We start from the raw sequence: 18,756 nt of genomic DNA on the forward strand, positions 1-18,756 counted from the left end.
GAGCGCAAGCGACGAAGCAATCCAGGAGGGCTCGCGCGACGGCTCCTGGATTGCTTCGCTTCGCTCGCAATGACGGGTCGAGAGGACGACATTACGACCAATCCGCCTGCTTGTATCAGCAACAGCGCGTCAGGCGCTCCGCGCAAGTGGCCAGGATCTCACGCTCGGGCCGCCCCCACCAGTCCCGCGAAAAGATCTCGGTCTCGACAGGGCCGCGATATCCCGCCCGCTCCACCAGCCCCCGAATCTTCGGAATATCGATCACGCCGTCGCCCATCATGCCGCGATCGAGCAGGAGATCGCGCGTCGGCACCAGCCAGTCGCAGAGATGGAAGGCGCTGATCCGGCCCGCCTCCCCGGCCTTGCGGATTCCCTCAGCCAGCCGCGCATCCCACCAGACGTGATAGACGTCGATGGCGATCCCGATGCCGCCGCGCCGCTCGGGGTCGAGCGCTTCGCAGATGGCGAGCGCTTCCGCGAGGCTCGTCACGCAGGAGCGGTCGCCGGCATACATCGGATGCAGCGGCTCCAGCGCCAGGGAGACGCCGCATGCGCGGGCCTGTTCGAGGAGCAGCGCAAGCCCTTCCGCGACCTGCACGCGAGCCGCATCGAGATCTCGCTCGCCGGCCGGAAAGCTCCCGACCACAAGCACGAAACAGGGCGCTCCGAGCGCGGCAGCATCGTTCAGCGCGCGCAGATTATCCGCGACATTCGCCTTGAACTGCGCCCGCGTCGCGGCCGGAAAATAGGTGCTGCGGCAATAGCCGCTGAGCGCGAGGCCAGCCTCGCGAATGCGCCTGGCGACGGCGGCAACGCTGCGCCCGTCGAGATCGCACCGCCAGGGTGCGATCGCACCGAAGCCGAAGCCCGCGACGAGATCGACGACCTCCTCGATCGGCAGGCGATGCCCGAGCGTGGCCGTATTGATCGAGCAGCGATCGAGCGACAAGGGCGCAAGGCCGTGGCGATCCGTCATCATGCCCTCATCGGAAAAGGAGGAGCCAACTGAGAGGCTTCTTGCCTCCCTGAGCCCTCATCTCAGGAGGCCGACCCGAAATGCATCGAGCGATATCAAGGACCTCCGATTGCTCGCCTCACCCGCAGCGTCATTCCGGACGCAGCGAAGCGGAGATCCGGCATCCATCGTAGAGTTCCGGAGCCCTCCGATGGATTCCGGATCTGCGCCGCTGCGCGGCTTGTCCGGAATGACGGCGCATAGGTGATCAAACCAGAGCCCTTGAAATCGCTAGGTTCATTTCCCGCTAGGCTCTCAGCCCTAGACGAAACGCGGCGGCCGCTTCTCGACGAAGGCGGCCTTGCCTTCAATGGCGTCGTCGGAGAGGCCGAGCGGCACGGTGATCTCCTCCTCCATCAGAAGCCCGGCCTGATATCCGTTGCGCAGGCCGGCCGAGACGCTGCGTCGCGAAGCCGCGACCGCTTTGGGCGATTGGCTCGCGATCAGCCCCGCGACCGCGAGCGCCCGGGCTTCGAGCTCGTCATCCTCAACGAGTTCCTCGACCAGCCCGATCCGGTAGGCCTCTTCCGCCCCGATCATCTGCCCCGTCAGCATCAGGCGCAGCGCCTGGCCGCGCCCGACCAGCATCGGCAGACGCTGCGTCCCCGTCGCTGTCGCCATCGCGCCGAGCTTGACCTCGGGAACGCCGAAGCTCGCGCTGCGACCGGCAATGCGGAAATCGCAGGCCAGCGCCAGGACCGTGCCGCCGCCCAGCGTATGCCCGTTGCAGGCGGCGATCACCGGCACCGGACAGCGCTCGATGGTCTCGTTGAGCTTCGTCTCCACCAGGCGCGCCTCTTCGATCCAGGCGGCCGTGGCTTCGAATTCGCGGATATTGGAGCCGACGGAGAAGGCCTGCCCGCTGCCGATCAGCACGACGCAGCGGGCGCCGTGATTACGCTGCACGCTTTCCAGAAAGGCGGTCAACGCCCGCCGCGCCGCGATGGTGAACACGCCGAGCGGCTTGGAGATGATGCGGATCAGGACGACGCCGGGCGCGGCCAGCACCGCCTCGAAAACCTCGTTCTTCAGGAGACTGTCAGTCATCGTACGCCCCTCACGCTGCCTGCAGGCCAGTCCGAATGACCGGAGCGGGTTTGCGGGCCAGGCTGAGGCCGATCGGCTCCGGCCGGAACAAGCGCGCCTCCATCAGCTTGAGATCGCTCGCTACCTGCAGCGGCGTGCCCGCCCGGGCGAGGATGTCGCGTTCAAGATCGACGCTCGGCGCGATCTCCACCACGGTCAAGCCCTCGCGGCGCAGCTTGAGGACGCAACGCTCGGTGACATAGGTGATGTCCTGGCCCCTTTCGACGGCGTTGCGGCCGCTGAAGGTGACATGGCCGACCTCAGGCACGAATTTGGAAATCTTGCCGTCCTGCCGGATGCGCAAGCCGCCATCCTCGGCCGCCACCTGCAAGCCGCCCGCCGTGAAATAGCCGCTGAAGACGATCTTGCGCGCCCGTGTCGTGATGTCGACGAAGCCGCCGCAACCGGCGGTGAGATAGGGCCGTGACGGCAATCGCGACACATTCACGCTGCCGAAGGCGTCTACCTCGAGGAAGGAGAGCAGCGAGCAGTCGAAGCCGCCGCCCTGAAAATAGGTGAATTGCTGCGGCGTCGGGAAGATCGCCTGCGCATTGGCGGCGCAGCCGAAGGCGAAGCCGGTCAAGGGAATGCCGCCGACAGCGCCCTGCTCGATCACCCAGGTCACCGCCTCGGCCTGGCCCTCCTCGATGAGAATTTGCGGCACCAGGGCCGAGATTCCGAAGCCGAGATTGACCGCGCCATCATCCATCAGCTCCATCGCGGCGCGGCGCGCGATCACCTTGTCGACGCTGAAGGGCTCAGGCTTGAAGCTGCTGATCGGGCGGCGGACTTCGCCGCTGATCGCGGGATCGTAGAGGATCTCCGTCGCCTGGGCCTGGTCGGGGTCGACGACGACGTAATCGACCAATGTCGACGGGATATGGACCTTGTGGGCGGGAATCGTCCCTGCAGCCGTCGTTCGCTTCACCTGGCAGATCACGATCCCGCCCGAATTGCGGGCGGCGAGCGCGAGATCGACCATGCCGAGCACGGCTCCCTCCTGCTCCATCGAGATGTTGCCGCGCTCATCGGCCGTCGTCCCGCGAATGATCGCGACCTGCGGGAAATGATTGGGGAAATGCAGCCAGGTTTCGCCGGCGAACTCGACGACCTGCACCACCTCGCCGCGCTTCGCCGCGGCTGCGTTCATCTTGCCACCGTTGAGGCGCGGATCGACGAAGGTGTCGAGACCGACTTTGGTCAGCACGCCCGGGCGCTTGGCCGCCGCGTCGCGGGCCATGTCGTACATCACGCCCGACGGCAAATTATAGGCCGCAACCTCGTCGCGCTCGATCATCTCCCAGATCGCCGGCGAAGGCAGCGAGGATGGCCCGCTCGGAAAGGAGCCGGCGAGGATCGTGTCGAGCAGGCCCTTGCGCGCGAGATGGTCGATCCCCTTGACGCCATACATGTCGCCCGCCGCGATCGGCGAGAATACCGTCAGGTTCCGCGGATGCCCTTCATTGGCAAAGCGTTCGCCGACCGCCTTCAGCATGTGATCGGGGCAGTTGAGACCGGCCGATGAGCCGATCGCCAGAACCGCTCCATCGGGAATGAATCGCGCCGCCTCAGTTGCGGAAATGATCTTGTTCATCATGGCATTCTCATCGGGTCGGAGCCGGGTATGGCCGCATTTGACTGCTGCGTGCAGGCGACGACCGGCACGCGAAGCCAGGACAGTGCGAGGCCGCCCCATCATCGAAGGCGCGGCGCTTCACCGTGAGCCTCATCGTTCCACTCCCATGGGCGCAGCTTAAAAACTGACTTGATCGTTCTAGTAGATCGATTTACTACCGGCCTCAACAAGGCCGTGCAACTGAAAAATTGAAGCCGGGAAACGCTGGGATGGATCGACGACAGCTCGGAAACGCCCTGGTCACGGGCGCCGGCCGCGGCATCGGCCGCGCCATCGCGCTCGCCCTGTCAGACGCCGGATTCAACATCATCGCCAACGACTTGGCCGAATCCGATGACCTGCCCGCCACCATCGCCGCGATCGAGGCGCGCGGCGGCAAGGCCGTGGCACTGCCAGGCGACATCAGCGACCTCTCCAGCCAGCAAGCCCTGGTCGATGAGGCCTGGGCCGCCTTCGGCGGCCTGCATTGCCTCGTCAACAATGCCGGCATCTCCGTCGCCAGGCGCGATGACATCCTGAAGGTCACGCCTGAGAGCTATGACCGCCTGATGGAGGTCAATCTGCGGGGCCCGTTCTTCCTGACGCAGGCAGTGGCGCGGAAGATGGTGCAGGCGCCGTCCGAGCATTTCCGCAGCATCGTCACGATCTCCTCGATCAATGTCGAGTTCGCCTCGGCCGACCGGGCCGAGTACTGCATTTCCAAGACGGGGCTGGCGATGATGTCGCAGCTCTTCGCGGCGCGCCTGGCCGGGGATGGCATCAATGCCTACGAGATCCGCCCCGGAATCATCCGCACCGACATGACTGCCGTGGCGAAGGAGCGTTATGACGCTCTTTTCGCAGATGGCCTCACCCCGCTCGCTCGCTGGGGCGAGCCCGAGGATATCGGCAAGGCGGCCGCGATGCTGGCCTCCGGCTCCCTGCCCTATTCGACCGGCGAGGTGGTGCGGGTCGATGGCGGCCTGGCGGTTCGCAGGCTGTGACGGTCATGAGCGGCAGAGAGCTCCCCCCGGGCGAATACTGGTTCGAGGACCTTGATGAGGGCGATCGCTACCAGACCGGCTTCCTGGTCGTGACCGAAGCCCATATCGTCTCCTTCGCCGGCCTCTCCGGCGATTTCTTCGACATCCACATGGATGACGACTTCGCCCGCTCGCAGGGCTTTCCGGCCCGGGTCGCCCACGGCCTGCTCGGCCTGGCGCTGACGGACGGGCTGAAGAACCGGGCCTCGGTGCGCATCATGGCCATCGCCTCGCTCGGCTGGAACTGGCGCTTCAAGGGCCCGATCTTCGCAGGCGACCGCATCGGCGCGCAAATCCGCGTCGCCGGCAAGCGCCTGTCCAGCAAGAGGCAAGGCATCGTCACGCTGGCTTTCGAAGTGGTGAAACGCGGCGGCGAGATCGCCCAAGAGGGCGAAACCATGCTCCTCACCCGCCTGCGCCCTCAAGTCCTGGAGCGGACACCCGCATGATCACGCTCGCCCTGCCCCGCAGCGACCGCTCGCTGGAACACTTCGCTTTGCCCGATCCCGTCCGCTGGGATACCGCCCGTCCCGGCGAGACGCTGGCGCGCGCCATCCTGTCGGCCGCCCATGTCGTTGCCGATCCGCTGGCCGATATCGCGCCGATGCGCGACATCGCGATCGATTTCGACGCGACCCAGCGCTTCCGCGAGTATCTCTGGGATCTCGGCCTCGGCGTCGCCGAGGCGATGGATACCGCCCAGCGCGGCATGGGGCTCGACTGGCCTTCCGCGAAAATCCTGATCCGCAACACCCTCGCCAGCGCCCGCCAGCGGCCCGGCGCGGTGGTCTTCTCAGGCGTCGGCACCGAGCAGCTCGCGCCGCAGGACGCGACGATCGAGAGCGTCATCGCCGCCTATCTCGAGCAGTTGTCCTATGTCCAGGGCCTCGGCGGGCGTGTCATCCTGATGGCGAGCAGAGCGCTGGCGCGGGCGGCGCGATCCCCCACCGATTATGCCCGCGTCTATGCCCGCGTCCTCTCCGAGGCCGACCAGCCGGTGATCCTGCACTGGCTCGGCGAGATGTTCGATCCTGCGCTTGCCGGCTATTGGGGCGGCAATGATATCGATGCCGCAATGGATTCCTGCCTCGGCATGATCGCCGACAATGCCGGCAGGATCGCCGGCATCAAGATCTCGCTCCTCGACAAGGAGCTCGAGATCGCGATGCGCCGCCGCCTTCCCGAGGGCGTCGCGATGTATACCGGCGACGATTTCAACTATCCCGAACTGATCGCCGGCGACGCCAAGGGCTTCAGCCACGCCTTGCTCGGCATCTTCGATCCGATCGCACCCATCGCGTCGGCCGCCCTCAAGGCCTTGACGCAAGGCGGCGCCGCGCCCTTCCGGGACATCCTCGACCCAACCGTGGCGCTGTCGCGCGAATTGTTCCAGGCGCCGACGCAGTACTACAAGACCGGCGTCGTCCTGCTCGCCTATCTCGGCGGCCATCAGGAGCATTTCACCATGCTCGGCGCCCAGCAGGGCGCCCGCTCGGTGCTGCATCTCTCCCGCGTCTTCCGTCACGCCGCGACTCTGGGGCTGTTCCTAGACCCCGACCGGGCAGCGCAGCGGATGCGGCATGTCCTCGCCCTACACGGCATCGCCTGAGCCCGCGGCTTGACGGGTCGGTCCACCGCGATCAGATCATCCATCCAGAGGCAGAAACAGACGAATCCGTGGCAGATTTCGAGCATCGCAAGACGCAATCGCAAGTGAACCCGCGGCCCACTCTGGTGGATATCGCGAACGCGACCGGCGTCTCGAAGGCCACCGTCTCGCTCGTGCTGCGCAACAGCCCGACCATCCCCAAGCGCACTCATGAGCGCGTGCTCGAAGCGGCGAAAAACCTCGGCTATGTCTATAACCGCGGCGCCGCGGGCCTGCGCTCGACAGAGTCCCGCCTGATCGCCATGGCGGTCAATGATCTGATCAACCCTTATTTCGCCGAGATCGTTGCGGCGATGGAAGACGCGCTGACGGAGCAGAACCGCATCGTCTTGATGTCGAACACCGCCGAATCCGTCGCGCGCCAGAGCGCCTTTGTCTCGGCTGTGCGCGAATACAATGTGGCGGGCCTGCTTGTCGTACCCGCCATGGGCACGGATGCGGCCTTCGTCGACCTGCTCCGATCCTGGCGTTTGCCTTGCGTGATGGTCTCGCGCTCGGTTCCGGGAGCCGACGTCGATCTCGTCCAGGCCAATCACCGCGCCGGCATGATCGAGGCCACAAGGCACCTGATCGAGCTCGGCCACCGCCGGATCGGCATGATCGGCCTCAACGAGAACATCTCGACCGGCCGCGAACGGTTCGAGGGCTACCGGCAAGCCCTGTTCGATGCCGGGATCGCACTCGAACCGCGCCTCGTGCTCTCCGGCCCGGCGACGCGCGACACCGGCATGGCGCATGTTCTGACCCTGCTCGATCTGCCTGAGCCACCGACGGCGGTCGTCTGCTTCAACGATGTCGTCGCTTTCGGCGCCATGCTCGGCCTGCGCTCGCGCGAATTGACACCGGGACGCGATTTCTCCGTCATCGGCTTCGACGACATCGCCGAGGCGACCTTATGGCGCCCAGCACTCACCACCGTCGCGGTCGCACGGCGGACCGTGGGCCGGACCGCCGCCCAGTTGCTGCTGCGCCGGATCGAGGCTTTCGACGCACCGGTCGAAACCGTCCTGCTGCCCACCGAGCTCGTGATCCGCGACACGACCGGCGTGCCGCCCGCTCTGCATCCGCGCAGGAAGGCGCTGGTCTAGCGTATCTTTTGGCTCGGACCCATGTCGTCATTTCGCCCCTCCAGGCCGCCCTGGAATGCCGATCTGGTTCCGAGCCCAAACAGCAGTCTCGCGCCGGACAGTGACCAAGCTCCGCGAATCCTGCTACCCCGCCTTCCCACCTCACAGCTTGAGATCTTGACCGCCATGCCGCAGGCCACACTCTCGATCGGGATCATCGGCGCCGGAATCATGGGCGAGCGCTTGCTGCGCGCGATCCTCGAACAGGCGCCCGACAGCCTGCGGGTCAGCGGCATCTGGGACCCCGCGCCCGCCGCCATGGCACGCATCGCCACCGCCTTCCCCACCGTTCCCCAGTTGGCCAACGCCGCCGCGGTCATCGCGGCCAGCGACTGCGTCTACATCGCCTCGCCGCCCGCCTCGCATCTCGACCATGCCCGCGCCGCGCTGGCCGCCGGCAAAAGCGTCTTCGCGGAGAAGCCGCTTGCAGTCGATGTCACGGATGCGCGCGCCTTCGTCGCCAGCGCCGGCGAGCGCGGCGCGGTCAACTTCCCCTTTGCCTCCTCGCTCGCCGTCGCAACACTGCAAGACTGGGTCGCGCAAGGCGAGATCGGCACGGTCTCGCGCATCACGATCGAAGTCGCCTTCGCGACCTGGCCGCGCTCCTGGCAGGCCGACGCCGCAGCCTGGCTCGACAAGCCGGCGCAGGGTGGCTTCACCCGCGAGGTCGTGTCGCATTTCCTGTTCCTCAGCCGCCGGCTGCTTGGCCCGCTGCATGGGCTTTCGGCCAGCGTGAGCTTCCCGGAAACCGGCAAGGCGGAACGCGCGATCGAGGCCCGGCTTTTCGCCGGCGAAGTGCCGGTCGTGCTCAAGGGCAGCGTCGGCACGACCCCGAAGGACGATCACAACATCTGGATGCTGGAAGGCGACAAGGGCGCGGTCCGGCTCTGCGACTGGTCGATCGCCGAACGCCGCCTGCCCGATGGCAATTGGCAGCGCGCTCCTGGCACGATGTCGAACGAGCAGGCCCGCCCGCTCGCCCTGAAGCGCCAGCTCGAAGGCGTCGTGCGCCTGACCCAGGGCCAGCCGCATCACCTGGCGACGCTGACCGAGGCGCTGAACGTCCAGGAGATCGTCGAGGGCATTCTCGCGAGCTAGGACGTTTTCGAGCGAAGTGGGAGCCGAACGACGCCGCTCGCCTTGCTCCCTGAATGCTGAACCACGCCGTCATTCCGGGGTTTGGCGGAGCCAAGAGCCCGGAACCCAGAACCGATGAAGGTGGAAGGAAGCGCTGGACATCAGAGCTTCGGCACCAAAACGCATCGGTTCTAGGTTCCGGGCTCAGGCCTTCGGCCTGCCCCGGAATGACCTGTGGTTCTGTCCGGAAGCAACAGGCTTTAAGCGATCGCCAGCTTCATCCGCTGCGCCACTGCCTCCAGCCTCTTGTCGCGCGTCCATAATCGCGCATCCCCCATCAGTCGCGTCGAGGCGATGAGATGGGCATCGACATGACCGATACCGATTCCGGCCAATCCCTCACGCTCGATCAACAGCAGAAGCTCGGCATGCGTCGCGACCGCCGCCTGCGGCAAGCCCTGCAACGCCTCGATGACGAGCGAACGTTGACGCAGCGTACCGAGTGCGATCTCGGCAGTCACGAACGGGTGGCCCAGAACCTGGCCGGCCTCGAGCAAGGCGCCGAGCTTCGCATCGGCCCCGCGGAAATGATCGATCCAGACGGAGCTATCGACCAGGATCACGCGGCGTCGGGCCGCCGGCGCGGCGCGGCTTCAGCCGCCGCGTCCGATCCGCCAAGTCGCGCAAGCCGCTTAGCACTTTCACGCTCGATCAGCGCCGTCAGCGCCTCGCGGAGCAGCGCGCTGCGCTCGTGCAGGCCCGTATAGGCTTGCGCCTTGGCGAGCAATTCGTCGTCCAGCGCCACGGTCGTCCGCATCAGATGCTCTCCTTGCAGGCATCAAGATTAGCATCAATCGATGCGCCTTTCCATGCCGGAGCGAAACGGCATCCAAGTCGGAAACATCCGACTTGGATTAGAGAGGGTTCCCCGCGCCTGCTGGGCTTCGGGCTGCGCAACCTTCCCCTCTCGCGGAGAAGGAAAGCGACCTTCCCCAACGCGAACCCGGCATTGAGTCACCCCGGAAAGGTCGATACGGTCCCGCTCCCAAATATGCGAACAGGAGAAGCGGCGATGGCCTGGGCTCGACTGGCTGGTGTGGCGATGGCGTTGATGGCCTTGTCCAGCGCGGCCCATGCGGATGCGACGATCCCGATCAAGGACATCGCCGGCGTGAAGGATAACCCCATGCTGAAGCGCTATGAGGGTTCCTTCATCGTCAGCGGCGCGAGCTCGGCCTTCACCGATTTCAAGGTTCCGCTCTCCAAGCTGGAGCAGACAGACAAGCGCGACACGATGAACAATGTCCTGTTCGCGCCCAAGCAAGAGCAGGAGGTCGAAGGCGCCTTCACCCGCCTGGTCTATGTCACGCCCGCCAATCGCTCGCCATTGGAGGTGCTGCGCAACTACCAGGACGAGATCGAGGCGGCCGGCGGCTCGGTACTGTTTGCCTGCAAGACCGAGGGCTGCGGCGGCGCGCACACCCGCGCGTCGAGCGGCGGCGGCGGCGAATCCAGCCTGATGATGTATTTCTTCCACGAGGCCGACATCAAGGATGGCAGCTTCTCGAACGGCGCCTGCGCCGTCACCGGCACGATCAGCGACCAGCGCTTCTTTGCGGCAAAGCTGCCGCGCCCCGGCGGCGAGGCCTATGTCACGGTCCAGACCTATCAACTCGGCGACAACACCTACTGCGCGGCGCTGACCGGCCGTACGGTTGCTGTGGTCCATATCGTCGAGCCTCGATCGCGCGAGAAGAAGATGACCGAGGTGAAGGCGCAGGAAATGGCGCGCTCCCTGGGCTCGACCGGCAAGATCGCGCTCTACGGTATTCTGTTCGACACCAACAAGACCGAGATCAAGCCGGAATCGGCCGCGACCCTGCAGGAGATCGCGACGCTGATGAAGTCGGATGCGAAGCTCGCCGTCATCGTCGTCGGCCACACCGACAATCAAGGCGGCTACGACTACAATGTCGATCTCTCGCGTCGCCGCGCCGACGCCGTGATCAAGGCGCTGGCCGCCGACTACAAGCTCGACGCCAAGCGCTTCCGCGCAGCGGGCGTCGGCATGGTCGCTCCCGTTGCCAGCAACGACGCCGAAGAGGGCCGCAGCCAGAACCGCCGCGTCGAGCTGGTGAAGCTGAACTGAGGCCCGGAGCGTTTTCGAGCGAAGCGGCACCGGTTCGCGTAAAATCGCGTAAAATCAAAGGATTAGCGGCGTTAGATCATTGCAATTGGCGTTGCAAAACTCGGCAACGCACACGTCCTCGAGACGATTTTCCAAAAAATTTTCTACGGCGCGATCCGTTTTCACCCTTCGGATCGTCCTTGGTGTGTCCGCAACAGAAGGAGACGCGCCATGTCCGACGAGTCCGTTATTTTGATCAATCTGCTGAGGGTCAAACCCGGGAAGCAGGATGCACTGATCGCGCTCTTGAAGCAGAACACCGACACGGTGATCCGCACGCTCCACGGCTGGAAGACGACCCGGCTGATCGCGGCGAAGGACGGCGCCAGCGTCGTCATCTACTCCGAGTGGGAAACACCCGTAGACGTCGAAGCCATGCGCAGCGACCCGCGCATGCAAGCCTATTTCCCGAAGATCATTGAGCTCGCGAGCTTGGACTCAATCGTGGGCTCGGCGGTGTTGAGCGAATGCTGGCGCGGCTGAACACACAGATACGTTTGCATCACCCGGATAACAACGGAGAAGCCGCCATGGCTCAGATGGTCGTGATTTACCGAACACCCAGGAACGTCGAGGCATTCGACCGACATTACTTCGAAATCCATGTGCCCCTCGCCAAGATGATTCCGGGACTGAGGAAATACGAGGTCAGCGATGGCCCGATCGCAATGCCGGTCGGAAAATCCGACGTGCATCGAATTGGAACGCTGCATTTCGATGACCTTGCTGCGATCGAAAAGGCGTTCGCAAGTCTGGAGGGACAGGTGGCCGGGGCGGATCGCAGACTTTTTGCGCCCGATGACTCGGGTGTTCAAATGTTCCTCTTCGAGAACAGGGAAATTTGAGCCCATCTTTCTCGTTCGTCCCGGCCGGCGACGGAGCAAAAGGGCGGCGAAAGCCGAGCAACCGCTTGTAGTCGGCAAATGATTAAACGAAGAGAGACTCAATTATGTCAGCCAGCAAAGCGCCTGAAAGATTTGGCACGGTGCCGCGCCAATACAGCCGCTGCGAACAGGATCGCTCAGTTCCGTTGATTGGTCAGGATCACATGATTGCAACGGTTGACGGTACCGTGGGCGGCAAGACAATCACTCGCAGATTGGAAAGCAGCCACTCGCCATTCCTGTCACAACCGGCCATTCTGTCGAAGATTCTCATCGAGATTTGTATCCAGTCCCTGACAGAACAGAGCGCGGAAGCAGGTCTCGCTACATGAACACGGACGAATTCGAGGATCGTCTGAAAGCGCTGCGGCCACGCCTTCATCGCTACTGCGCGCGTATGACAGGATCGGCAGTCAATGGCGAGGACGTATTGCAAGATACCCTGGTCAAGGCCCTTCACGCGCGAGCCCAGGGCACCGAGGTGGATAATCTTGAGGGCTGGCTGTTTCGCATCGCCCACAACACGAGCCTCGATTTCCTGCGCGACAGGTCGCGGAACACGGTCGTTCCGCTCACCGAAAACCTCGAAGCGGCACCCATGCCCGAGGCGGATATCGTCGCGATCAGCTTTCAGACGTTTCTGCGGCTGCCTGAACTTCAGCGCTGTGCGGTGATCCTCAAGGATGTTCTGGGTCATTCGATCGACGAGATCGCAAGGATCGTCGAGTGCTCTCCGACAGCCGCCAAATCAGCGCTTCAGCGCGGGCGCGCTGCGCTGCAGCGACTCGCGCAGGAGCCCGAAGACACCCGGCTGCCGCTGATGCCCGATTCGGATCGGCGGAAGATCACCGCTTATGTCGATCTGTTTCGAAGCGGCGATTTCGACGCAATCCGCGCCATGCTCGCTGATGACGTGAAGCTCGACCTGGTGAACCGGCTCCAACTGGAAGGGCGCGACAAGATCGGCCTCTATTTCACGCGTTATGCGGAAGAGACGAAATGGCGGTTCGCCCTCGGCGCGGTTGAAGGCCAGCCGGCCATGCTGGTCTTCGACAGCACCGGCCCGATGGAAAGACCTGCGCATTTTGTCCTGATCGACTGGTCGGAAAGCGGAATCATCAAGATTCGAGATTTCCTGTTCGCTCCCTATGCGCTCGAAGCCATAGATTGGGTGCGGTTAGGCTAAAAGGCTATAGTCGAGTTCTAGCCACCCCACGAGGCCACCAGCGTTTCATCTGCTACGGCGATGTCCAATCGAATTGGATCGGACATCGCCGTAACTGCGCAGGCCGCAAAGCAGCCCTTCGCGCTGAGCATGGAACGACGCCGGCGCGCCTTGCGTTTCCTGCGCGGGGCGTGGTTTTGCGGAGGTTCATGCCATGGTGATCGCCGGTCTCGTCGCAATATCGCTGTCTTCTGGCATGGTGCTGCCGGTCGCCGACAGCCCGCCTCGCTTCAACATCGAACAGGCCTGCCGCCATGCCGGCGAGCCCGTCACCGGCGTCGGTCGCCCCAATCAGGCCTGTCGCGATGATGAGAGCAAGGCGGCGGCGGATCTGCAGCAGCAATGGGCGAAATACCCGCCCGTACAGCGCGCCACCTGCGTCGAGGGCGCGGGGCTCGGCGGCCCGCCGAGCTATGTCCAGGTGCTGACCTGCCTGGAAATGGCCACGCATAAGTGAGCATGGCTGCCCGTCACGGGGGTGCCCCGTCACGACAGCATCAGCTTGTTCCGAAAACCGGTTCGCACTTTTCGGGCCGGTGCTTTAGCGCAGGATCGCCGCCCTCAGCAGCAGATAGAGCACGCCCGCATTGAGCAGATGCCAGAGCCAGTGCGTGCCCATGCTCCAGCCGCCGCAAAGCGCTCCATCCAGCGTGCGAAAAGCCAGCGACACCGCGAAGACCAGCCCCGCCGAACCGACCTGCCGCGCCGTATCCTGACAGCCCGGCCGGCGCAGCAAGGTCCCAGTGACGCCGGCGAGCGCCAGCAGGAAGGCGGCATAGCCGGCCGAGCCGCGCGCCGGCTGCGGCAGCAAGGAGCCGACCCCGCCGGAGAGCAGCAGCGCGAAGGCGAAGAAGGCGAGCGTGCCCAGCACTGTCGTCCGCCAGGACAAGCCGAAGAAGCGCGTCAGCGCCAGGCCGAAATAGCAGAAGGCGAAGAGCTGGATCGGCACGACATCCGCAGCCAGCGTCCAGCCCTGCGGCATGGTGTGGTAGAGGAAGGAGCCGATGCCGATCGCGAAGACCAGCAGGGTGAGCGCCAGGGATGGTCGGTCCGAACCGCCGCCGCGCCGCCAGAGCTGAAAAGCCGCGACAGCCGCCAGCAGGAAGGCTCCGTTCGTCAGCGCATTCCAGGGCTCGGCCCAGAACGCGCCGCTCAGCCGCTCGCAATAGCCGTAGCTCAGCACCGTTCGATCCTCCCGAACGCCCCTCTTGCCAGTGCTCCACGACATTGGTGTTGCGCGCCCCGCGGTGGGTTGGCCGCAAGCCTTCGCCGCGGCCGCCCTGCACGGGTCCGATCGCGCCGGATTTGGCGAGTATCATGAGGAAACCTTAAACCGAAGCCGACAAATCCACTGCATGCCCAAACGGAGTTTTAGATAGTCGGCGGCATGGTCGCGCCCATGCACGCCCCGGGACAGGTCATCGACGCCGCCGCAACAGCTGCGCCGACTGCGGCGCAGGCTGGCCTCTATGCCGAGCAGCGGAGGAAGGGCTTCGGGTGGCTGCGCTTCTCGCCATCCTTGGAGCGCGAATATCGCCGGCATATGCGCCAGGATCAGCGCATCAGCGCGCTGATCTGCTCGGCAACCGCGCTTGCCATCTGGCTCGCCTTCATGGCGCTCGATCTCTGGCGGCTGGATCTGACGCGCGAGCTCGCGGAGCGGCATTACGATGTCTGGATGACGGTGACCCTGCGTCTGGTCGTGCTCGCGCTCCTGCTGCTGCTGGTGCAGCGCCTGGCAAGCCGGGGCGTTACAGCGGACAAAGGTCCTCCGCGCGGCTATCACTGGCTGTCGTTCCTGGCCCTGGCCCTGATCGGCACCTCCAGCGCCTTCAGCGCCAATGTCATGAAGCTGCGCGACCTCGCCCATGCCGATATGGCGCAGTTCGTCATCATCATCGCGGTCTTCTTGCCTGTCGGAATGACCTTCCGCCAAAGCCTCGGCGCTGCGACGCTGATCGCCGTCGCGACCGCCCTGCTCGGCGGCGTGATGCTCGATCCCAGCCATATGCGCGAGCATATCCGGCTCTCGACCCTGGTGTTCTTCGCCGTCTTCGTCGGCGCCGTCGGGGCCTATCTGCGCGAATACGCTCAGCGCGACCAGTTCCTGCTACGCCGCCTGCTGCATCACTACGCCATGTTCGACGCGCTGACCGGCGTCGGCAATCGCCGCTTCTTCGAGCAGCACGCCGCGACCGCCCTGCTGCAGGCGCAGCGCGAGGGCGCCGGCGTGGTGCTCGCCATCCTCGATGTCGATCACTTCAAGAAGTTCAACGACCGCTACGGCCATCAGACCGGAGATCTTGCGCTCAGCCTGGTCGCACGCAGCCTCAAGACTGGCCTGCGCCGGCCGATGGACCTCGCCGCCCGGCTCGGCGGAGAGGAGTTCGGCCTGCTGCTCTACGGAACCGGGCCGGAACAGGCGCAGGTCCTGCTCGACAGCATCGTCGCCGCCATCGTCGCGCTTGCCATTCCCCATGACGCCTCGGCGACGGCGCCGCATCTCACCGTCAGCATCGGCGCGGCCTGCTTCGACGGGCACGAGACGCTGGAGAGTCTCTACCGGCGGGCCGACGCGGTTTTGTACGAGAGCAAGACCGGCGGCCGGAACCGGGCCGGGCTGGATTGGCCGAGATCAGTGGTTGCCCTGGCCAGCCGCAGGCCGCAAACTCAGCGGCGCAGATGAAACGAGGGAGCGGGCGATGCCGCGCCAGATGCTGACGATGCTGGGCCTGCTGGGCTTCAGCCTGATGGCCGCCTCCACTCCCGCCCGCGCCGAGACCTGCGACGACCTCTGGTATGCCCGCAACGAGATCTACAAGGCGCAGGGCTATTGCTTCCGCACCGCGCGCGGCATCAGCGCCTTCGGCAATGCCGGCTGCCAATACGACGCAGTCGAGGACGTGCCGCTCTCCAGCAGCCAGCGCCGCACCATCGCCGATATCGCCCGCGAGGAGCGCGCCCGGCGCTGCCCACGCTGAGCGATCGATGAACAACCTTTGCTGTGGAAGGCGCGCTGCGGTGCAGCGAGCCTGGCGCTGCGCCGTGCTAAAGGCACCGGTCCGACAGGCATAATCAAGGCGGCGCAACCACGGCATGACGACGGCCATCGACATGGGGACCGCCCGGAGCGGCGAGCCCGCCTTGCTCGATCTCGCCGAATTGCTGGCGACGCGTCTGCTTGTCCAGGGCAATTCCGGTTCGGGCAAATCGCATCTGCTGCGCCGCCTGCTCGAGCAGAGCGCACCGCTCGTCCAGCAGGCGGTAATCGATCCCGAGGGCGATTTCGTCTCGCTCGCCGACCAGTTCGGCCATGTCGTGGTCGATGCACAATGCGGCGAGGCCGAGCTCCAGCGCGTCGCGCTCAGGGTCCGGCAGCATCGCGTCTCGGTGGTGTTGAACCTGGAGAACCTCGAGGCCGACGAGCAGCTGCGCGCGGTCGCGGCCTTCCTCGGCGGCCTGTTCGATGTCGACCGCAGCCTCTGGTTTCCGATGTTGATCGTCGTCGACGAGGCGCAGCTCTTCGCGCCGGTGATGGCGGGCGAAGCCTCCGACGAGGCGCGCCGGCTCTCGCTCGGCGCCATGACCAACCTGATGTGCCGGGGCCGCAAGCGCGGGCTGGCCGGCGTCATCGCCACCCAGCGCCTCGCAAAACTCGCCAAGAACGTTGCGGCGGAAGCCTCGAACTTCCTGATGGGCCGCACCTTCCTCGACATCGACATGGCCCGCGCCGCCGACCTCCTCGGCATGGACCGCAAGCAGGCCGAAATGTTCCGCGATCTCGAACGCGGCCAGTTCGTCGCGCTCGGCCCCGCACTGTCGAAGCGCCCGCTGCCATTGCGGATCGGTCCGGCGACCTCGCAGGATCGCGGCGGCGCGCCCGGCCTGATGCCCTTGCCGGAACAGGGCCCCGAGGAGGCGGGCAAGTTGATCTTCACCGCCGGTGCCGACGAGCTTCCGATCACCAACTGGCCGCCGCGCTCGGCGCCACGGCCGCGCCCGCCCGCCAACGACGTGCTGCGCCAGATCGAGACCTATCGGCCCTCGCCCGCCCCCGAGCCCGAGCCGGACATTCCGATGGAGCCGGAAGAGCGCGAGGCGATCATGGCCGAGATCCTGCGTGAATTGATGGTCGATCCCGAGACGCGCACGCGCCAAATCGCCGTGCTCTACCAGGATTTCACTGTGCGCTGCCGCATGCGCCGGCTCGGCCGCCAGAGCCTGAGCCTCGACGAGTTCCGCCGCAGGCTCGCCGTGGCGCGCGCCGGCGCGAGCGAAGAGGTCACGGCCTCCGAGCCCTGGCAGGCCGCGATCGAGGCCTCAGCCGCGCTGCCCGACGATCTCCAGAGCCTGTTCCTGTTCATCGCGCGGGCCGGCATCGAACGCACGCCCTGCCCCACCGATGCGGAGCTCGCCGCCGTCTATGGCAGCCATTCGCCGAGCCGGGCGCGCCGCCTGATCGGCTATATCGAAGAGCGCGGGCTCCTCGTTTGCCATGTCGATTTTCGCGGCCAGCGTACACTGGCCCTGCCGACGCTCGGGCTGGAAACCGCACCGGGCCTCGCCCAACCACGCACCGCGGGCCTGCCGCGCGGAGCGCGGAGCTAGAGGCCGATGCGCCGAGCCTTGCTCGTCGATGTCGACGGCGTCCTCGTCCGAGGCAGGCCGAGCGATGGCCGCCCTTGGACGAGTGAGCTAAGGCGGGATCTGGGCCTCGACCCGGATTTGCTGCATCGGCACTTCTTCGCAAAGCACTGGCCAGACATCGTCATCGGCCGCGCCGGTCTGGAAGAAAAGCTCGCTCCCGTGCTGGCCGAGATCGCGCCGCATCTGACATATCAGAACTTCACGGCTTACTGGTTCGCCAACGACGCCCGGCTTGACGTCGAACTGCTCGCGGCGCTCGACCTGCTACGCTCATCGGGCCTCACCATCGCTCTCGCGACGAACCAGGAGCATATGCGCGCCCGGCATCTGCTCGGCTCGCTCGGGCTGTCCCGGCACGTCGACGATCTCTTCTATTCCGCGGCGATCGGGGTCCGGAAACCCGAGCCTGCCTTCTTCCTGGCCATACAGGACAGGCTCGGTCTCAAGGGGCAGGCCCTGCTGCTGCTCGACGACAGTCTCGAGAATGTCGAGGCGGCGCGCCGTCTCGGCTGGCAGGCGATCCACTGGGCGCATGACAGCCGGCTGGACCGGGAGATGGCTCGGCTGATCGGAGCCGACCGCCTGCGCTAGGCTTTCAGTGCTCCTTGCCGGCGGGCATCGTCATCCTGTCGACCCAGGCGATGCCGATCGCCGACAGGATGAAGACGGTGTGGATCGCGGTCTGCAGGATGACGCCGGTCGCGGTGTAGTTCGTCGCGGTCGCGCTGCCGATATTGCCGGCTTCTATGAAGGTCCGCAGCAGGTGGATCGACGAGATGCCGATGATCGCCATCGCGAGCTTGATCTTGAGCACGCTGGCATTGACGTGGCTCAGCCATTCCGGCTGGTCGGGATGATCCTGCAGGCCCAGGCGCGAGACGAAGGTCTCGTAGCCGCCGACGATGACCATGATCAGCAGGTTCGAGATCATCACCACGTCGATCAGGCCCAGCACCACCAGCATGATCTGCTGTTCGCCGAACTCGGTCGCATGGGTGACGAGGTGCCAGAGCTCCTTCAGGAACAGGAAGACGTAGACGCACTGCGCCACGATCAAACCGAGATAGAGCGGCAGTTGCAGCCAGCGCGAGCTGAAGATGATCGTCGGCAAGAGCTTCACAGCCACGGGGATGCGTGGGGGTTCGCCAGAATGCGACATGAAGGAGTTTCCAGGCTTTCT

Annotated in this window: 22 protein-coding genes; 15 read left to right on the forward strand and 7 right to left on the reverse strand. The window is 65.4% G+C overall.

The genetic code is table 11. The features are described 5' to 3' along the window. Positions 1 to 115: 115 nt before the first annotated feature. The 3 genes from BMZ97_RS05560 to BMZ97_RS05570 all read right to left on the reverse strand — a co-directional run bounded on the left by BMZ97_RS05560 (position 116) and on the right by BMZ97_RS05570 (position 3,695). The gene (locus BMZ97_RS05560; protein ID WP_244546241.1) at positions 116 to 976 is read right to left on the reverse strand and encodes a sugar phosphate isomerase/epimerase family protein; all 861 of its coding nucleotides are present in this window, start codon (positions 974 to 976) and stop codon (positions 116 to 118) included. Positions 977 to 1,276: 300 nt separating this feature from the next. Next, entirely contained in the window at positions 1,277 to 2,062 is a 786-nt protein-coding gene (locus tag BMZ97_RS05565; RefSeq protein WP_092166285.1) for an enoyl-CoA hydratase/isomerase family protein, read from the reverse strand. Positions 2,063 to 2,072: 10 nt separating this feature from the next. After that, entirely contained in the window at positions 2,073 to 3,695 is a 1,623-nt protein-coding gene (locus BMZ97_RS05570; protein ID WP_175525441.1) for an acyl CoA:acetate/3-ketoacid CoA transferase, read from the reverse strand. Between the two features lie 251 nt (positions 3,696 to 3,946). Between BMZ97_RS05570 and BMZ97_RS05575 the strand changes: the two genes are divergently transcribed. The 5 genes from BMZ97_RS05575 to BMZ97_RS05595 all read left to right on the forward strand — a co-directional run bounded on the left by BMZ97_RS05575 (position 3,947) and on the right by BMZ97_RS05595 (position 8,653). Continuing rightward, complete coding sequence (locus BMZ97_RS05575) at positions 3,947 to 4,720, forward strand: 3-ketoacyl-ACP reductase (RefSeq protein ID WP_092166289.1); 774 nt, start codon at positions 3,947 to 3,949, stop codon at positions 4,718 to 4,720. Between the two features lie 5 nt (positions 4,721 to 4,725). Further along, complete coding sequence (locus tag BMZ97_RS05580) at positions 4,726 to 5,208, forward strand: MaoC family dehydratase (RefSeq protein ID WP_092166298.1); 483 nt, start codon at positions 4,726 to 4,728, stop codon at positions 5,206 to 5,208. After that, positions 5,205 to 6,368, forward strand: coding sequence for a dihydrodipicolinate synthase family protein (locus BMZ97_RS05585; RefSeq protein WP_092166300.1), 1,164 nt, complete (start codon positions 5,205 to 5,207; stop codon positions 6,366 to 6,368). The genes BMZ97_RS05580 and BMZ97_RS05585 overlap by 4 nt, the downstream gene beginning before the upstream one ends. Before the next feature lie 68 nt (positions 6,369 to 6,436). Further along, on the forward strand, positions 6,437 to 7,516 hold the full coding sequence (locus BMZ97_RS05590) for a LacI family DNA-binding transcriptional regulator (RefSeq protein ID WP_092166301.1): 1,080 nt from the start codon (positions 6,437 to 6,439) through the stop codon (positions 7,514 to 7,516). 165 nt (positions 7,517 to 7,681) lie between these two features. Next, on the forward strand, positions 7,682 to 8,653 hold the full coding sequence (locus BMZ97_RS05595) for a Gfo/Idh/MocA family protein (RefSeq protein ID WP_092166303.1): 972 nt from the start codon (positions 7,682 to 7,684) through the stop codon (positions 8,651 to 8,653). A gap of 239 nt (positions 8,654 to 8,892) precedes the next feature. Here the strand turns inward: BMZ97_RS05595 and BMZ97_RS05600 are convergent, their stop codons facing one another. Together BMZ97_RS05600 and BMZ97_RS05605 are read right to left on the reverse strand one after the other, a co-directional pair. Further along, positions 8,893 to 9,255 carry a type II toxin-antitoxin system VapC family toxin gene (locus BMZ97_RS05600; RefSeq protein ID WP_092166305.1) on the reverse strand — a complete coding sequence of 121 codons (363 nt, stop codon included), beginning with the start codon at positions 9,253 to 9,255 and terminating at the stop codon, positions 8,893 to 8,895. After that, positions 9,252 to 9,449, reverse strand: coding sequence for a type II toxin-antitoxin system VapB family antitoxin (locus BMZ97_RS05605; RefSeq protein WP_092166314.1), 198 nt, complete (start codon positions 9,447 to 9,449; stop codon positions 9,252 to 9,254). The genes BMZ97_RS05600 and BMZ97_RS05605 overlap by 4 nt, the downstream gene beginning before the upstream one ends. A 255-nt stretch (positions 9,450 to 9,704) precedes the next feature. On the opposite strand from BMZ97_RS05605, the gene BMZ97_RS05610 reads away from it, so the two are divergent. The 6 genes from BMZ97_RS05610 (at position 9,705) to BMZ97_RS05630 (ending at position 13,386) form a co-directional block, all read left to right on the forward strand. After that, positions 9,705 to 10,781 (forward strand): OmpA family protein, encoded by a 1,077-nt coding sequence (locus BMZ97_RS05610; protein ID WP_244546242.1) that lies wholly within the window; start codon positions 9,705 to 9,707, stop codon positions 10,779 to 10,781. Between the two features lie 210 nt (positions 10,782 to 10,991). Beyond that, entirely contained in the window at positions 10,992 to 11,303 is a 312-nt protein-coding gene (locus tag BMZ97_RS05615) for a putative quinol monooxygenase (RefSeq protein WP_092166315.1), read from the forward strand. 47 nt (positions 11,304 to 11,350) lie between these two features. Further along, the gene (locus BMZ97_RS05620; RefSeq protein ID WP_092166661.1) at positions 11,351 to 11,665 is read left to right on the forward strand and encodes an EthD family reductase; all 315 of its coding nucleotides are present in this window, start codon (positions 11,351 to 11,353) and stop codon (positions 11,663 to 11,665) included. Positions 11,666 to 11,769: 104 nt separating this feature from the next. After that, positions 11,770 to 12,036, forward strand: a complete 267-nt coding sequence (locus BMZ97_RS30625) for a hypothetical protein (RefSeq protein ID WP_139221157.1) — start codon at positions 11,770 to 11,772, stop codon at positions 12,034 to 12,036. Then, complete coding sequence (locus tag BMZ97_RS05625) at positions 12,033 to 12,890, forward strand: sigma-70 family RNA polymerase sigma factor (RefSeq protein WP_092166316.1); 858 nt, start codon at positions 12,033 to 12,035, stop codon at positions 12,888 to 12,890. The genes BMZ97_RS30625 and BMZ97_RS05625 overlap by 4 nt, the downstream gene beginning before the upstream one ends. Positions 12,891 to 13,083: 193 nt before the next feature. After that, positions 13,084 to 13,386, forward strand: a complete 303-nt coding sequence (locus BMZ97_RS05630) for a hypothetical protein (RefSeq protein WP_092166317.1) — start codon at positions 13,084 to 13,086, stop codon at positions 13,384 to 13,386. 84 nt (positions 13,387 to 13,470) lie between these two features. On the opposite strand, the gene BMZ97_RS05635 is transcribed toward BMZ97_RS05630, so the two are convergent. Beyond that, on the reverse strand, positions 13,471 to 14,112 hold the full coding sequence (locus BMZ97_RS05635; RefSeq protein WP_244546243.1) for a ceramidase domain-containing protein: 642 nt from the start codon (positions 14,110 to 14,112) through the stop codon (positions 13,471 to 13,473). A 204-nt stretch (positions 14,113 to 14,316) separates the two neighbouring features. Between BMZ97_RS05635 and BMZ97_RS05640 the strand changes: the two genes are divergently transcribed. The 4 genes from BMZ97_RS05640 to BMZ97_RS05655 all read left to right on the forward strand — a co-directional run bounded on the left by BMZ97_RS05640 (position 14,317) and on the right by BMZ97_RS05655 (position 18,167). Continuing rightward, positions 14,317 to 15,615: a GGDEF domain-containing protein gene (locus BMZ97_RS05640; protein WP_092166319.1), complete on the forward strand. Its 1,299-nt coding sequence runs from the start codon at positions 14,317 to 14,319 to the stop codon at positions 15,613 to 15,615. Between the two features lie 37 nt (positions 15,616 to 15,652). Further along, on the forward strand, positions 15,653 to 15,910 hold the full coding sequence (locus tag BMZ97_RS05645) for a YARHG domain-containing protein (protein WP_244546269.1): 258 nt from the start codon (positions 15,653 to 15,655) through the stop codon (positions 15,908 to 15,910). Between the two features lie 115 nt (positions 15,911 to 16,025). Beyond that, positions 16,026 to 17,537 carry a helicase HerA domain-containing protein gene (locus BMZ97_RS05650; RefSeq protein ID WP_092166320.1) on the forward strand — a complete coding sequence of 504 codons (1,512 nt, stop codon included), beginning with the start codon at positions 16,026 to 16,028 and terminating at the stop codon, positions 17,535 to 17,537. A 6-nt stretch (positions 17,538 to 17,543) separates the two neighbouring features. Continuing rightward, a complete protein-coding gene (locus tag BMZ97_RS05655) occupies positions 17,544 to 18,167 on the forward strand; it encodes an HAD-IA family hydrolase (protein WP_092166321.1) in 624 nt (207 codons plus the stop codon). Between the two features lie 4 nt (positions 18,168 to 18,171). Here BMZ97_RS05655 and BMZ97_RS05660 read toward each other — a convergent pair whose 3' ends face one another. Further along, entirely contained in the window at positions 18,172 to 18,735 is a 564-nt protein-coding gene (locus BMZ97_RS05660; RefSeq protein ID WP_092166330.1) for a TIGR00645 family protein, read from the reverse strand. Positions 18,736 to 18,756 lie beyond the last annotated feature (21 nt).

Source organism: Allobosea sp. OK403 (assembly GCF_900113835.1).
Classification (GTDB): Bacteria; Pseudomonadota; Alphaproteobacteria; order Rhizobiales; family Beijerinckiaceae; genus Allobosea.